Origin of the sequence: Lysinibacillus capsici, assembly GCF_020217405.1 — a bacterium.
Classification (GTDB): Bacteria; Bacillota; Bacilli; order Bacillales_A; family Planococcaceae; genus Lysinibacillus; species Lysinibacillus capsici.
Genome location: NZ_CP084108.1, coordinates 1,734,102 through 1,748,908, shown reverse-complemented (window position 1 = coordinate 1,748,908; position 14,807 = coordinate 1,734,102). Strand labels below are relative to the sequence as shown.

The 14,807-nt window shown below is 38.1% G+C and carries 15 protein-coding genes; 4 read left to right on the top strand and 11 right to left on the bottom strand.

Features of this window, described 5'->3' with window-relative positions:
* Positions 1 to 124: 124 nt before the first annotated feature.
* Together LCP48_RS08290 and LCP48_RS08285 are read left to right on the top strand one after the other, a co-directional pair.
* Positions 125 to 811: a phosphoribosylaminoimidazolesuccinocarboxamide synthase gene (locus LCP48_RS08290; RefSeq protein ID WP_004269355.1), complete on the top strand. Its 687-nt coding sequence runs from the start codon at positions 125 to 127 to the stop codon at positions 809 to 811.
* Between the two features lie 146 nt (positions 812 to 957).
* Positions 958 to 1,611, top strand: coding sequence for a Yip1 family protein (locus LCP48_RS08285; RefSeq protein ID WP_004269354.1), 654 nt, complete (start codon positions 958 to 960; stop codon positions 1,609 to 1,611).
* 108 nt (positions 1,612 to 1,719) lie between these two features.
* On the opposite strand, the gene LCP48_RS08280 is transcribed toward LCP48_RS08285, so the two are convergent.
* The 9 genes from LCP48_RS08280 to LCP48_RS08240 form a co-directional block, all read right to left on the bottom strand.
* Positions 1,720 to 3,077, bottom strand: a protein-coding gene (locus LCP48_RS08280) for an IS3 family transposase (protein ID WP_085986378.1) whose coding sequence is annotated in 2 segments (ribosomal slippage) — positions 1,720 to 2,624 and positions 2,624 to 3,077 — 1,359 coding nt in all. Because the reading frame shifts where the segments join, the coding sequence is not laid out codon by codon here.
* Between the two features lie 79 nt (positions 3,078 to 3,156).
* The gene (locus LCP48_RS08275) at positions 3,157 to 4,359 is read right to left on the bottom strand and encodes an NAD(P)-dependent malic enzyme (protein ID WP_004269353.1); all 1,203 of its coding nucleotides are present in this window, start codon (positions 4,357 to 4,359) and stop codon (positions 3,157 to 3,159) included.
* 407 nt (positions 4,360 to 4,766) lie between these two features.
* On the bottom strand, positions 4,767 to 5,597 hold the full coding sequence (locus LCP48_RS08270) for an MBL fold metallo-hydrolase (protein ID WP_004269352.1): 831 nt from the start codon (positions 5,595 to 5,597) through the stop codon (positions 4,767 to 4,769).
* Positions 5,598 to 5,651: 54 nt separating this feature from the next.
* Complete coding sequence (locus LCP48_RS08265; RefSeq protein ID WP_004269351.1) at positions 5,652 to 6,206, bottom strand: hypothetical protein; 555 nt, start codon at positions 6,204 to 6,206, stop codon at positions 5,652 to 5,654.
* On the bottom strand, positions 6,199 to 6,765 hold the full coding sequence (locus LCP48_RS08260; RefSeq protein ID WP_004269350.1) for a hypothetical protein: 567 nt from the start codon (positions 6,763 to 6,765) through the stop codon (positions 6,199 to 6,201). The genes LCP48_RS08265 and LCP48_RS08260 overlap by 8 nt, the downstream gene beginning before the upstream one ends.
* Positions 6,747 to 6,962, bottom strand: coding sequence for a hypothetical protein (locus LCP48_RS08255; protein WP_004269349.1), 216 nt, complete (start codon positions 6,960 to 6,962; stop codon positions 6,747 to 6,749). Before LCP48_RS08255 ends, LCP48_RS08260 begins: the two co-directional genes overlap by 19 nt.
* Positions 6,963 to 6,964: 2 nt before the next feature.
* Positions 6,965 to 7,294: a hypothetical protein gene (locus tag LCP48_RS08250; RefSeq protein ID WP_004269348.1), complete on the bottom strand. Its 330-nt coding sequence runs from the start codon at positions 7,292 to 7,294 to the stop codon at positions 6,965 to 6,967.
* Positions 7,295 to 7,730: 436 nt separating this feature from the next.
* Entirely contained in the window at positions 7,731 to 8,540 is an 810-nt protein-coding gene (locus LCP48_RS08245; RefSeq protein WP_004269347.1) for a sulfurtransferase, read from the bottom strand.
* Positions 8,541 to 8,550: 10 nt separating this feature from the next.
* Positions 8,551 to 12,162 carry a dynamin family protein gene (locus LCP48_RS08240; RefSeq protein WP_225340849.1) on the bottom strand — a complete coding sequence of 1,204 codons (3,612 nt, stop codon included), beginning with the start codon at positions 12,160 to 12,162 and terminating at the stop codon, positions 8,551 to 8,553.
* 376 nt (positions 12,163 to 12,538) lie between these two features.
* Between LCP48_RS08240 and LCP48_RS08235 the strand changes: the two genes are divergently transcribed.
* Positions 12,539 to 12,829, top strand: a complete 291-nt coding sequence (locus LCP48_RS08235) for a DUF4183 domain-containing protein (RefSeq protein ID WP_225340848.1) — start codon at positions 12,539 to 12,541, stop codon at positions 12,827 to 12,829.
* Positions 12,830 to 12,853: 24 nt separating this feature from the next.
* Positions 12,854 to 13,174 carry a DUF4183 domain-containing protein gene (locus LCP48_RS08230; RefSeq protein WP_004269344.1) on the top strand — a complete coding sequence of 107 codons (321 nt, stop codon included), beginning with the start codon at positions 12,854 to 12,856 and terminating at the stop codon, positions 13,172 to 13,174.
* A gap of 32 nt (positions 13,175 to 13,206) precedes the next feature.
* On the opposite strand, the gene LCP48_RS08225 is transcribed toward LCP48_RS08230, so the two are convergent.
* Together LCP48_RS08225 and LCP48_RS08220 are read right to left on the bottom strand one after the other, a co-directional pair.
* A complete protein-coding gene (locus LCP48_RS08225) occupies positions 13,207 to 13,941 on the bottom strand; it encodes a 5-oxoprolinase subunit PxpA (RefSeq protein WP_004269343.1) in 735 nt (244 codons plus the stop codon).
* Positions 13,941 to 14,804 carry a 5-oxoprolinase subunit C family protein gene (locus tag LCP48_RS08220; RefSeq protein ID WP_216485565.1) on the bottom strand — a complete coding sequence of 288 codons (864 nt, stop codon included), beginning with the start codon at positions 14,802 to 14,804 and terminating at the stop codon, positions 13,941 to 13,943. Before LCP48_RS08220 ends, LCP48_RS08225 begins: the two co-directional genes overlap by 1 nt.
* Positions 14,805 to 14,807 lie beyond the last annotated feature (3 nt).

The window sequence follows — 14,807 nt, the reverse complement described above, 5'->3', positions numbered from 1 at the left end:
TTTATCTGCAATTCCGTTATAAAACATCAAAATAAACGTTTTAAACGAACATTTTTATCATTAAATATTTTGAACATTCGTGTTATAATTTTAGAGTACTATGAAAAATATTGGAGGGTTTTTTGTGGAATTATTGTATACAGGTAAAACAAAAAATGTGTTCAAATTAGAAGATGGTCATTATTTATTAAAATTTAAAGACGATGTTACAGGAGAAAACGGCGTGTTTGATCCAGGTGCAAATACTGTTGGTTTAACAATTGATGGGGCTGGCTTGGCTGGTTTACGTTTAACTTCTTATTTTTATTCAAAATTAAACGAACAAGGGGTTCCTACTCATTTCGTTGATGCTAACTTTGAAGATGCAACAATGACAGTAAAACCGGCAACTGTTTTCGGTAACGGTTTAGAAGTGATTTGCCGCTTTAAGGCAGTTGGTTCATTCCTACGCCGTTATGGTGCCTATGTAAAGGAAGGACAAGATTTAGACTCCTTTGTAGAAGTAACAATCAAAGATGATGATCGTTTAGATCCTCCAATTTCTGAAGATGCTTTAGCGATGTTAAACCTGTTAACTCATGAAGAATACGCCATTTTAAAACAACGTACAATTGAAATTTCCAAATTTGTAGCGGCAGAGCTTGCTAAAAAAGGCTTAACGCTTTATGACATTAAATTAGAATTCGGCCGCGATGCGAAAACGAATGAAATTTTATTAATCGATGAAATTTCAGGCGGTAATATGCGTGCTTACAAAGGTGATCAGTATATTGAGCCGTTAGAACTTGAGAAAATTATGTTAGCTGAATAATAGAAACAACCCTAAAAAGAGTCGACAATTACGACTCTTTTTTTATGTGTGGGCTTATTTTTATTTTCCATGAAACTTTTCTTTACTTCACTCGTATATTAACTATATGTAACAAGCAATTATTCTATTATTTTGGAGGTAGTTTGATGGAAAACTTGAATGAGACATCAAAAGAAGAAAGGTCAAAACTAAATCCATTTTTATCGGTTTGGATGCATCCAAAGCAAACGACTCGTTATATGATTAATGAAAAATCTATCGGCTTTGCAATTTTGGTTTTGTCTATTGGTTATATTGGCTCCCTTATGTCTGGATTAATTGATTCAGAATTTCTTCCTGATTTTTCGCCATGGCTTTTAGTCCTATTATGTGTCATTTTGGCTCCGATCGCAGGTGTGATTGGCACAGCTATTTCTGCACTCATCTCTTGGCTATTCGGGAAATTATTTAAAGGTACTGGGACTTACTCGGACTTATTTAAGGGGTTAAGCTTAACAGCAATCCCATATATCGTGCTGGTTCCACTTTATATTATTTGGTTAATGACTTCACCCGATTCATTATTGGATCCTAATTTTATGGGTTCATTACCGTGGATTTTTTGGCCGACTATTTTAATAAGCATCATTGTGACGATTTGGTCATTTGTTATTTCTGTAGGTGTAGTCGCTGAAGCACACCAAATTTCGAACTGGATGGCTTTCTTCACCATCTTTATTCCAGCCATTATTATCTTCATCGTATTATTTGTTCTTTTCTTTGTCATACTCATCGGAATTATTGGTGTTGGCATGGTCTAAAAACTTGAGATAAGGCCTTTGTTAACTTGATACAGCATAACAATAAAAGCAGATAGAGAAAAAGCCTGAAACTTTTTGAACTGACCCAAAAAAGTTAGACATATTTAGTTAAGCAACTGCTAAGACCTGAGTTCGGTACTCCACCGGGCTTAGGTCTTTTAATTTTTCTTTCATTCGTTTGTGATTGTAGTAGTAAATATAGTCGTTGAGTTCCTGTTCAAAATGTGCCATGGATTCAAATTCTTGTAGATACAGGAGTTCAGATTTTAATAAGCCAAAGAAATTTTCGATGACTGCGTTGTCCAAACAATTACCCTTACGGGACATACTCTGCGTAATTCCATGTTGCTTTAATGTTTGTTGATACTTTTTCATTTGATAATGCCAACCTTGATCTGAATGAAGAATGACTTGATCACTTGATTCGAGGCGCTCCAATGCTTGTTCTAACATATTATGGACTAGTTTATACACTGGACGCTTCATTACCGTGTATGCAATGATTTCGCCATTACATAGATCAAGGACGGGTGATAAATAGCGTTTCTCACCAAATAGATGGAACTCTGTCACGTCTGTTACCCATTTCTCGTTCATTTTTTCCGCTGTAAAATCGCGTTGTAATATGTTTGGGGCAATTTTTCCGACGTTACCTTTATACGAACGATATTTCTTCATGCGGACTTCACACTTTATGCCAATGGCATTCATCAAGCAGTTAATCGTTTTTGGATCGTGATGAATACCAAATTTTTTTAGTTCTTTGGTGATCCGACGATAACCATAACGTCCCTTATGTTCATGATAAATGGACTGAATTGCGACTTTCACATCAGCGTATTTATCATGACGATTCAAACGCTTTTCCCAGTAATAATACGTACTACGTGGAATATCAGCGACTTTGATTAATTCCACTACTTCATAGATTTCCTTTAGTTCATAAATTACTTGCGCTTTGATTTGATTGGTAATTTTTCTTGCATTTGAACTAAAGTATTCAACTTTTTTAAGTACGCATTCTCCATTTCTAATTGTTTAATTCGTGCTTCTAACGCCTCAACAGATCCTTCAGCTGGTGTTGATTTCGTTGTTCTTTTTGTCTCTTTTTTCATAGATGGATGCCCCTTTTTCTTAGAAACAAGGGCATCATAACCACCAACTTCAAACTTCAACTTCCAATTCCGAATCATGCCAGGAGATGAAATATTGAATAGTGCAGCTGTGTCTCTCGAAGATGTACCTGTCTCGTTCATATAATTAAGTACATTCATTTTATAGTCAGCTGAATAGTTTGTATAGGACTTTAAGAAAGTCTCTACGCCATTTTTTTGATAACGGCGAACCCATTCACTGACAATCTGAGCTGTCACACCGATATCTTTCGCAATTTCGATCAAAGTTTCATTTCCATTTAAATATCGTTGAACTGCTTGAATACGTTGTTCAACATTTACTTTTGCCATAAAAAAACCCCCGTAAAAGTTAGATTGATGTCTAACTTTTACGGGGCAGTTCATTTCTCTATCTGCTTTTTTAATTTTATTAGACAGAAAGTGCTGTACTTTGCTGGAATAGCTCAGATACGCCAGATTCAACAGCTGCCCCACTTACTGCGCGTGAGACGATAGCCACAACGCGTTCGTCCAAAGATTTAGGCACAATATATTCTTCCTTTAGTTCCTTATCACTCACAAGGGAGGCAATTGCTTCTACAGCAGCTAGCTTCATTGACTCATTAATATCCGTAGCACGTACATCTAAAGCTCCGCGGAAAATACCAGGGAATGCGAGAACATTATTAATTTGATTTGGATAATCTGAACGGCCCGTTCCCATCACACGTACCCCCCATGCTTTGGCATTTTCATACGTAATTTCTGGATTTGGATTGGCTAAGGCAAAGACAACTGGGTTTTCATTCATGGACGCAATATGTGCCTCCGTTAATAGATTGGCTACAGAAACTCCAATAAAGACATCTGCACCTGTTAGTGCATCCTCTAGTGTACCATGTTGCTTCTCTGGATTCGTCAAATGAGCAACAGCTTCTTTAATCGGGTTCATCCCCTCTGTACGACCCTCATAAATAATACCTTTTGTATCGCACATATAAATATTCTTATAGCCCATTTGCACAAGTATACGTAAGATTGCAATGCCTGCAGCACCAGCACCATTAATCACAACCTTCATCGTTGCTACATCCTTTTTCACAATACGATTGGCATTAATCATCGCTGCTCCTACAACAATCGCTGTTCCATGCTGATCATCATGAAAAACTGGAATATCACATTCTTGACGTAGGCGATCTTCAATTTCAAAGCATCTTGGTGCTGAAATATCCTCTAAGTTTACCGCACCAAATGTCGGGGCAAGCGCCTTCACAATGCTGACGATTTCATCCGTATTTTTTGTATCTAAGCATATTGGAAAAGCATCAACATTGGCAAAACGCTTTAGTAAAATCGCCTTCCCTTCCATTACAGGTAAGGCAGCTTTCGGTCCGATATCTCCTAACCCTAAAACTGCTGTCCCATCAGATACAACAGCTACCATATTCCCCTTCATTGTATAGTCGTACACAAGCGAAGGATTTTTCTCAATTTCCACACATGGCGCTGCTACCCCTGGTGAATAAGCTAAGCTAAGATCATAGGAATCTTGTACAGGTACCTTTGAGCTCACCTCTAATTTCCCACTATAGTGTGCATGCATTTCTAATGCCTTTTTCATTACGTCCATTCCATCCCATCCTTTTCCCTTTGGTTTTTTATTATATTTCAGAATCATAATACTTTGTGAAAATATAGTCAACGAATTTTCTGTCAATTTATTTTAAACTTCAAAAATTCAATGTTTAATGACTTTCATTACATTTTTCTGTCAAATTAAACATTTCACAATCAATTATTTTAAGATAATTAATGCGATTATTGACACATTATAAAGTGTACACATAGAGCCATTTAGCCTGTTCAACTTTTCACATAGTATTTTTCTTATGTAAATGAGATTTTTTTCACAAACTTTTGTAAGCGCATCCATTGTCCTGATTGACTTCGTCACAATTTATTCACATTTTTTTCACAAAGTTTTTTATTATACAGATCAAAGTATTTGTGAAATTCTTAACAAGACAAAAAAGAGCCCTATATAAAGGACTCTTCGGTAAAATGATTAATAAAGGCCGTGATGATATGCTTGGAAGACCATTGCTCTCCCGAAACTTTTGTAATCGGATAATCACGAGGAAAAATTGTTTTGGTGATTTCTTCAACAGAATAACCTTGCATAAATAATTGTTTCACTTTTCCTTGCATGTCTTCCAAATAAGCAATTTTTTCTTGTATTTTCGTTCGACCATCCTCTATAAAGCCTGCATGACAGCAATAGACGACATCGAAATCATAGTTTACTATTTTCCTCAAAGACGCCAGGGTATGGACAATATTTTCTTCATCAAGCACAACCTTCGTCTTTGGCTGGATAAACAAATCTCCTGTAAACATAGCGCCTGTTTCTCGATTGTAAAAAGAAAGATGATCTGCTGTATGTCCAGGTGTTTCAATGACATCCCATGTTGCTGCGTTCGTTTGTAAAGTTTGACCAAATGGTTGGGCAACAAACGCTGGTCGTTCCCCCCACAATGCCTGACGATAGAGTGGATAATCTCCATCTTTAGCACAAAGATTGACTGAATCACGATGAATATAAATAGGTACATTCATATGATGTTGAATCCACGCTGCATTTCCTGCATGATCCTCATGTGAATGTGTTAATGCCAATTGCTCTATCGGTATATCCTTAAAAAAGGATTGAAATTCCTGCGATAGTGAGTAGGAACCTGTATCAATCAGTAACCCATCCACAAAAAAGCTGTACACACTCATACCAACCCCCTGAACCGCAACTTTCCCATGCGCACATTGTACACCCCGATGCTGCTGAATCTCGATACTTTTCTCCCGTTTAAACATCCTGCTCCCCCTTTGCCCCTTGTACAAAAAGTGTAGCATAAAATGAATGGTGAGTCATTTTTGTAAGTAGGTAACAACAAAGGATTTGTTTTTTACATGTTTACGAAGTGCTAACACATGAAGAAATAACCGTAAATTTACAGCCAATAAAAGCAATGCGCCCAGAAACAATAATCCCATCTGCCAATCACTTGTAACATTCATCAATAGTGTCCAACTAATAATGACGGCAAAGGATATCGCTATATATTTTTTCATCACTCTTGTAGTGGAACTCTGTACATCGTGTTTTTGCTCAATGCTTAATAAAATTTTTCCAAATTCCATTATCATCAGCAATTCAATTCCTTGAATTAAAACCGTACTCCAATAAAAGAGAAGATGGAAAGAAAAGATGGTACTCATCAAGGTTATCATCATAGCGCAGGCCATATATGTTTTGATAGGTGCCTTTTCTTTATAGAACGAAAGACTTTTTAAATAGGCCCCATAAACAAGGATATCTTGTACAAGATTAGCGTATTTAAAAACATTTAAATAGATCAATTGAAAAAAGAGCGCCACTGCTAACCATTGTAAAAGTTTTACCTGTTGTTTAGATTCACTCATTGTTTTCACGCACCTTTTTCACCAAATTTGTCGTAAAATACGCTTGTGAATATAATCTTTTAGTTAAATAACCATCCAGGCCACTAAAACCTATGGATGTATTGATATCTAAGGGTGCTTCCTTCAATTGAATAGTCATCTCCAAGCGTTGACCTTTCGTCACTGAAAAAGGAAAATCACTTGCTGTGTAACGCTGATCGTTTAATCGCCATTCTTTCAATAGTATCTTACCCTCTAATGCAGCGGGAACATAAAATGCCTCAAAAATAGCATCCTGTTGAAGGATAAATGATATGATTTGTTCCGAATCATGTTGTGACTGACTATAGCTATTATTCATGATCTGTTTTTCATCAATGAAAGTTTCCCTCGTAAAATGAATAGGGGCAGGCAATTTCATCCCGTCATTTAATACAAGATAAACAGTTTTACTTGCCATCACTTTTTTCATCGTGTTTAAATCAAGCTGAAAAAAAGCTAATCGAACATTTTGATAGCGTAAATCTTGCGAAGTATCGAATGGATAATAAAAACCATTTACTAAATTTTCTTGCTCCATTTGTCATATACTATTGGTAATTGCACGTCTTCTGCCTGTAAATATTTCACATATCGATGGTCATCTTTGTTTGTAATATAGCGTACCTCTAAAGCATTCTGTAAGCTATCTGTAACTTCAATTATTGTAGGCACCACAACTGGTTTTCTTAATTGATGTTGTAAAAAAATCGTACTGTTACCAATCAGTAGAATCAAAACTATGGCAACACCAATTGTCTTTTTCTGATTAAGCTTTTTTTAGAGATGTATAGTATTATGACTACGCATAAAATAGCCAAAATCCAGTACATTGGCGGAGATAAATTATCTAATTGTGACATTAACGCATTAGCTCGAGCATTATCTAAGTGCTGTTCCCCCCTCATTAATGCCACAAATCCACCCGCCGCAAGTGTTACAGCAATCTTGGGCACCCAGCTCTTAGTTTTGTACTGCTCTTTTTTTGCTTGTTCAATGCCTTGTTGACTACGCTGATGTAACGATTCTGGAATGTCTATTAGATCCATCTGCTTTTTTAGATCGTTCACCCTTGCCCCTCCTGTTCAGTGCCAGCTTTAATTTATAAAATGGTTTTGGTCGTCCCTAATTTCCGCTGCAATACTTAAGCCACCTGAGGCAATGTATAATCATGATAGAATCTCAATAAAGCTTCATTATCATATCTTCCAACATCCACCTCTCAGGAAGTTCTTCATGCGATTCCTGCACTCCCTCATCCCCCTTTATCTATTAGACTCTTAAACTATGCATTTTAGCTTTGCAACCTTGCATGCTCTCTCCACTTTGATGGATTTTTTGATCAGGTATTAAATTCTATCCACTACTTTCAAAGGGCTATCCTTCATTTTTTCATTCTTATCCACCACTTTGAGCAGGTTATCCGCTACATTAAATTCTAACCTCTACTTTACGCTCTATCCACCGCACTATAAAAAAAACGCCCACCGAAGTGAGCGTTTCTTTTTATTCGTTTGTGCCTTTTTCCACGTCATATTCTGTTATCCAATCACTGAAGCTACCTACATATAATTGGATGTTTTCATAGCCTTCATCTGCTAACACAGCATAAAGTGGAGAGGCGGTTACGCCGCTGCCACAGTAAACAACAACCTGCTCATCAGGTGAAACTTTTTGACGTAATGCATCGTTTGCCTTTAGTTGACCATTTGACTTCAATTGCTCCCAGTCAAAGTTTTTCGCAGTTGGGATATGACCTGCTACTTTATCCAATGGCTCTACTTCTCCTCGGTACCTTGCAGCAGCGCGGGCATCGAGTAAAGTAGCTTTTACCTCTCCATCCACAATGGCTTTTACGGCTTGGCGTGGTGCATAAAGCTCATCTTTCCAATCAAACTCAATGATGGTTGGGGGATATTTAATAATATCCTTGGTAAAAGGAATTTTTGCCTCTAGCGCAGGGGCACCTCCGTTGACAATCACTACATTTGGGAAACCAGCATAGGTTAGCATCCACCAGGCGCGTGGGGCAAATGGAGCTGCTCCTTGGTCATAAACTACAATCTGATCTTCATAGCGTAATCCTAGTTCTTGAAAAACGGATGCCAATTTTTCTTTGCTTGGCATCGGATGACGACCGTCTTTGCTGTCCATATCCGATAACTGCTGTTCTAAATCAATATAGATAGCACCAGTAGCATGACCTTCTTCGAATGCCTTTTTGCCAGCCTCTTTGTCCTGAAGATCGTAACGAGCATCGATAAAACGGACACCATCAAATTGAATTTCATCCACTGATTTGAATACTTTTCCCATTGGAATCACCTCATGCGTATTGTAATTGTGCGTAAATCGCTTTCCAAGAAGCTAAACGGCTCTCTTCTTGTAAGGCTAATCTTTCTGTGTCAATTTGTTCAAGCGCTTGATGATAAATATAGTAACGTAATTTTTCGGCTTCCTCTGCAATAAACGTAATCGCCCATGTCATGAGGGAAACTTTCTGTGCATCTAAATAATCTTGTGCATCGGGTTTTGTTATAGCTTCTAGTGCCTCACTTAGCTTCACTTTTTCGTTCTTTTCAAAGAAAGCTTTTTGATTGCGGAAATGAGATTTTACGCTAGCATATTTGGAAATATCCGCAAACGGTCCTTCAAAATCTAATAAATTTGGCTCAGAAGATTCAAAAGCTAGGAATGAGAAGCTTCGATTTAACTCTTTCAATTCGCGTACTTCATCTTTAAAACGTTGTTGCATCTTTTTGCTAATGAACTGCGATAAACGGAAGTTTGTTACACGCATTTCTTGAGTAAAATCAAAACGCAAGCTTTGCATCACTTCTTTTAATGCATGCTCCAATGCTTGTTGTGCTGGCATTGCAGCAAAGGTAGAAGGATTGTAGCCTTCTTTAAAGAACTCAGGGTAACGATAATAAACACGTTGAAGAACATAATAAAGTAGCTCATCAAGCTCCTGTTTTGTTTCACTCTCTAACATGCTCGTATTCAGTACACTGTACTTCGATTGAATATGTTGTTCAAGTGTTGTTAATTCCTCTAGTCGCTCATCTTTACGTTTTAAGTTTTCCTCTGTTTGGGCAATTAAATCCGCCAAACGTTGCTCTGTTTTATCAACTTCCTCTGCAAGAGCTTGAACGGCTAATGCACTCAATTCATCATTTAAGAATGTATGGAAGTCTTTTTCAAACGGTGGCATACCTGATGTTAAATCGGCACCTTCTACCTTTTCTTCCAACGCTAAAAGACTAGATACCCCATATAGTCTCGGGAAGCGAATGCCAAAGCGTTGTAACTCTGAGCGTACATAGCCTTTTACATCTTCCTGTTCTTCATCCGTTGTTGCCAAATCAATTGCATTGACAATAAAGAACATTTTATCTAGCTCAAATGCATCCTTCACACGACCAAGTTGTATTAAAAACTCTCGGTCAGCTTTGGCAAAGGCATGATTATAGTACGTAATAAATAGGATGGCATCAGCATTACGAATATATTCAAATGCTACGCCTGTATGGCGGGCATTAATAGAGTCCGCTCCTGGCGTGTCAACAAGTGTCACGCCCATACGTGTTAATGGACTATCATAATAGAAGTCGATATTGTCAACAAAGCAAGATTTATTTTCTTGTGCTACAAATTTTTCAAACTCTTCACGGTCTACGCGGAGGATAGAACCAAACTCAGACTTAAAGGTTGGATAGCCTTCTTTATAGGCACGAATAAATGATTTATGAACATTTAAGCGTTCGTCCGTTAACTGCACTGCAAGCCCTTCATCAGCACGATTATAGGCTTCCTCCAATGTCGATACAGACAAACCAATCGCCGCATAGGAGCCTTGAATATCCTCTAGCATTTGTTCCGCAGTTTTAAGCTGTACATCCGCTGTTTCATGTGGGTGTTCAGGTGTAACTGGACGAATTTTATTGATGGCCGCAGTTGTTGGGTTTGGTGATACAGGTAACACCTTGGCTCCCATTAAAGCGTTTGAGAAGGAAGATTTCCCAGCACTAAATGCGCCAAACAATGCAATGGTAAAATCCTTTTTCTGTAGTCGTTCTACTTTATTTTCAAGGTATTGGGCTACTTCAGCAAAGCCTTGCACCTCTTTGACTGCATTGGCAGTATGGAGTGCACGATTAATCACACCATCGATTGGTAGAGTCGTTGCACTAGTAGCTTGCTGAGCTTCCTCTTGTTGGATGATTTGCTCTTTTGGCTGCAACATGGACTCGTCAAATAGACGAATTTCTGCTAAATCTTGCTTAAATGATTGTTCCCAATTTGTAAGCTGTTGATTGGCAACTTTACGAATTTCATTGCTCGCTTGATGCATAGTGCTTGCACTATATTGCTGATAGCCTTCAATTTCAAGGACCGCATTAATGGCATCTACTTTGTCCTGCATACCCGCCATTTTTAATTTTGATGGTGCGGCAGTTTCTGTTGCTACAGCTTCAAGAGTTGTCGCTTGCGCATTTTTCCAGCTATCTGTCTCCTGAATGAAGTAGCGCTTTGTTGCTTCTGCGATACGGTTAGCGAAGTTTAACACAGCATCACCTGTTAAAATAGCGCCTGTTTGAACTTGCTGCTCAATCAATGAAAAAGGTAAGTCAAATACATAGGCATCAATAGCAGAGGCACGTTCCTCATTTAATGCACCAACGTCCTTCAATGCCTTTTTCATAAGACCTTTTAAATGCCCCGTGATTTGTGCATGGACCACATTCTGATAGGCACTATACGCATTTTCTTTACGTCTGTTTCGCTCTTCCTCTGTTTTTTTCTTTGCAGTAAAGAGCCCTCCAACTTTAAAGCCTTCCTGCATGCTTTCTAAATAAAGGCGTAAGTGATCGCGTAAATCAGCTGGCATAATTGCAGCATTCGCGAGTAAATCCTTACGTTGCTCCTCAAACGTTTCGTTCCAAGCTTCTACTGAAAATAATTCAACCTGACGATTTAATTTATTGTATTGCTCTAATATATCTTGATGGTGTGCCCAGTCATCCGCACTTAAAATTTCTTCATCAATTGCTAAACGATCCTGTCTTTCTTCCATTAAATAATTGTCATGCTCGCTTTGCAATAAACGCAATGTATTCGTAGCTGTTTGTACAAGCTGCTCCTGCCAGTCATTCATACTGTCCATCACGATTTTCTTTACTGCCTCAAAATCATTATGTGGATGCTCTGGCTCTCTTAATGATGTAAAGAAAACACCCTTCGGTACAACACCCCATGCTGCAAAGGACTGATGAACAGTTGCTTTAAATTCCTCGAAGCTCAATTCATTATCCTTATGCTTATCAATCATATTGACAATTAAATAAACATTTGGATTATATTTCATTAATTGCTTTGTGAATTGGAAATTTAATTCCGACTGCACATGGTTGTAGTCCATTGTATAAAATACGATATCGGCAATATGTAATGCTGATTCCGTTGACATGCGATGTGCATCATCTGTGGAGTCTACCCCTGGCGTATCCATAACAGTAACACCTAGTGGTAGTGTAGAGGCACTGTGTCCAATCTCAATCTGTGACACTAAATCCCCATTTTTACTTAGCTCTTTTACTGTTTTAAAATCATAGCCAGCCTCAAATTTTACGGGCTTTTCATTGTGCATATAAACAATTGCATAGTCTTCCTCTGATTTATGAACTTTGACGATGTTCGCACTTGTTGGAATTGGACTAGATGCTAGTAGATTTTCACCAGACAGCGCATTAATCATACTTGACTTCCCTGCAGAGAAATGGCCTGCAAAGCCAATCACATACTCTTTTTGCTGAATTTTTCGAGCAAAAAGTGATGTTTTATCCATGCGCTCTGTATCACCATTATGCTGATAAATTATGTATTGCAAAGAGGCTTGCTTTAATAGCCCCTCCAATTGTTGTTCAAAATCTTTCATGAAACCAGTAACCCCTTTTTCATTAATTATTCATAATTAGTATTCTACCTTATTCAACTAGCAAAGTATAACACTAATTTAAAGCATATATGCCAACGTTTCCATCCTTACAAAAACATGTTTATACAAAAAATCTATGCCAAATGATAGATGGTCAACTAGTTCTTTTTATATTTACTTCATATTTTATAGTAAGCATATTCGGGGCAAAGTTATATTTTTTATGAAGGGAGTGTGATGCCATATGATAAATCCTAAGTCTCATCAAATCATTTAAAAATATTGTTCATGTAACTGTGAGGATCGATTTATCTGGCCCCGTATAAAAGCAACAAACGGAATACCCATGGATCCTCCTGAAGTAGTCCCTGAAGGTATGATTATACCAACGATCCAGCGATATTTTTATATCGTTACAGCTGATCTTGATCTATCGAATGGGGCAACTCTTCCAGCCAATCTCTTTTGGAATGATGAAGCAAATGCCGTTACTGAGTTTACAATTTTTTCACCCAACGGTTACGTTAACCTTTATATTAATGCAGTGATGCAGGAAGGCGGTATTTATACGGTAACCCCAGCCTCCCTGACAATCGTACCTTATAATGCGACATTGTATAGAGGAACACCCATTATTATTGAATCGCTAGGCTTTACAACAAAATAAAGGAAATGAAAGGAGGTGAATTGGGTGGCACTTTCCATTATTAATATTCACGTCAATGTAACAGGTAGTTCTACAAGGTTTTTTAACGTCTTAGCTGCACCCCTTGTCATTGCAGATGGCACGACAGTCGCTGCAACAACGTTTTTAAATGATAGCGGTACAGCAGCAACAGTATTCCCAGAAGTCGCAAATGGTTACTATAACTTATATATCAATGGTGTTCTACAGGAGGGTGGTGCCTATACAGTTTCTACAACTGAAATAACGTTCAATACTGTCACAGGTACACTTTCTGCTGGTACGCCAATTGTGCTCGAAGCTGTGGAGCTAGTGACAACAATCTAAATAAAATGGATGCCTTGTTTAGGGCATCCATTTTATTGTAATTGCTTTCTGAGACCTGCAATTTTTTTTGCGTAATCTATCGCATGTGGGCCATCTCCGTGAATACATAAGGTTTGGACTGCAACTTTAATTTTTTTGGACTCGACCGACAACACTTCATTAGCAGTCAAAATACCTTTTACATGCACTAGCATTTCTTCTTCCGATTGTATTAAGGCATTTGGTTCCTGTCTGTTCACTAAAGTACCGTCATTGTTATAGCGTCGATCCGAAAAAACCTCCTCATATACTTGAAGCCCTTTGTCTCTAGCAATCTCTACGATGAGGCTACCAGATAAGGCATATAAAATAAGCTGTGGATTAAGATCATACACTGCATGGACTACAGCCAACGCTTTTTCATGGTCATTCGCGCATTGATTATAAAGTGCGCCATGTGGTTTAACATGATGAAGCGTACCATTTTCAATCTGCACAAATGCTTGTAAGGCACCAATTTGATAAACCATCATATCGTAAATTTCACCTGAGCTACATTCCATGTTACGGCGACCAAACCCCTCTCGATCTGGATAGCCTGGATGCGCACCAATGTGAACGTTTTTACGAATGGCGCTACGTACAATTTGATGCATGATTGAATGATGTCCCGCATGATAGCCGCATGCAATGTTGATGGACGTTACATAGTCTAATAGTTCTTCATCCTTACCCGTGATAAAAGCATCGTGGCTTTCACCTAGATCACAATTGATATCAATTGACATCATGTTTCCTCCAGTACAAAGTGAATTGTGTTAAACATACGCATTTGCGCTACTTTATGTAAATCTTCTTCATGAACTGTAGCAATAATAGGATAGCCTCCTACTGTTTGAGCATCAGCCATTAGGATAATGGGATCACCACTTTGCGGCACTTGGATTGTTCCGAACTGTGTAGCTTCTGACAGAATATCCTTCATCTTCTGAAGTTGTAAGGCAGGTCCTTTGATGTAGTAGCCCATACGATTGCCGCCAATAAATTGAAAAGGATTTTGTAAAAATTGTTGCTGACTTTTTTCTGTAAATAAATGAAAATGAGGTCCTTTAAACAGTCGAGCCGTTATGGAACTGTCAAAACGCGGACGATAGGGTGCATATAGCCCTCTATTATTTTTTAGAGATGGTGATACTTGCCCATATAAAATACTTCCTTTTGTAATGCATGTTCCCAAATTCCCAAGCGGAAGGTAGGATTGGCTACCAAGCTCATCGTTTGTACGAAAACCTCCTAATGGAGTTAAGTAAACAATAGAGCCTTGATGGACACTCTTGATAGATAATCTATCTCCCCTCGTTAAATGGAATGTTTTCCACATTTCGATTGGTACTTGATTAACCAAGCATGTACCATGTCCTCCTGTTAATACATAAACACCATCAGCAAGCGCCTCAAATTCAAAACCACCTACAAACATTTCAAAAGACGTTTCATCATGATGGTGATGTAAGATTCTTTGAGCTGCATTAAACGATCGGTGATCCATTGGTCCAGATAACGGAATACCAAATGCCCGATAGCCGAACCTTCCTTTATCTTGTAAGCTTCCAAAAACCCCTTGTTTTGTTACAAGCAGAAGTGGCTTCAATTG

Excerpts from the sequence above, each read along its gene's own strand:
- LCP48_RS08285 (WP_004269354.1), top strand. The coding sequence starts at position 958 with ATGGAAAACTTGAATGAGACATCAAAAGAAGAAAGGTCAAAACTAAAT.
- LCP48_RS08275 (WP_004269353.1), bottom strand. The coding sequence starts at position 4,359 with ATGGACGTAATGAAAAAGGCATTAGAAATGCATGCACACTATAGTGGG.
- LCP48_RS08270 (WP_004269352.1), bottom strand. The coding sequence starts at position 5,597 with ATGTTTAAACGGGAGAAAAGTATCGAGATTCAGCAGCATCGGGGTGTA.
- LCP48_RS08265 (WP_004269351.1), bottom strand. The coding sequence starts at position 6,206 with ATGAGTGAATCTAAACAACAGGTAAAACTTTTACAATGGTTAGCAGTG.
- LCP48_RS08260 (WP_004269350.1), bottom strand. The coding sequence starts at position 6,765 with ATGGAGCAAGAAAATTTAGTAAATGGTTTTTATTATCCATTCGATACT.
- LCP48_RS08245 (WP_004269347.1), bottom strand. The coding sequence starts at position 8,540 with ATGGGAAAAGTATTCAAATCAGTGGATGAAATTCAATTTGATGGTGTC.
- LCP48_RS08240 (WP_225340849.1), bottom strand. The coding sequence starts at position 12,162 with ATGAAAGATTTTGAACAACAATTGGAGGGGCTATTAAAGCAAGCCTCT.
- LCP48_RS08235 (WP_225340848.1), top strand. The coding sequence starts at position 12,539 with ATGATTATACCAACGATCCAGCGATATTTTTATATCGTTACAGCTGAT.
- LCP48_RS08225 (WP_004269343.1), bottom strand. The coding sequence starts at position 13,941 with ATGTCAATTGATATCAATTGTGATCTAGGTGAAAGCCACGATGCTTTT.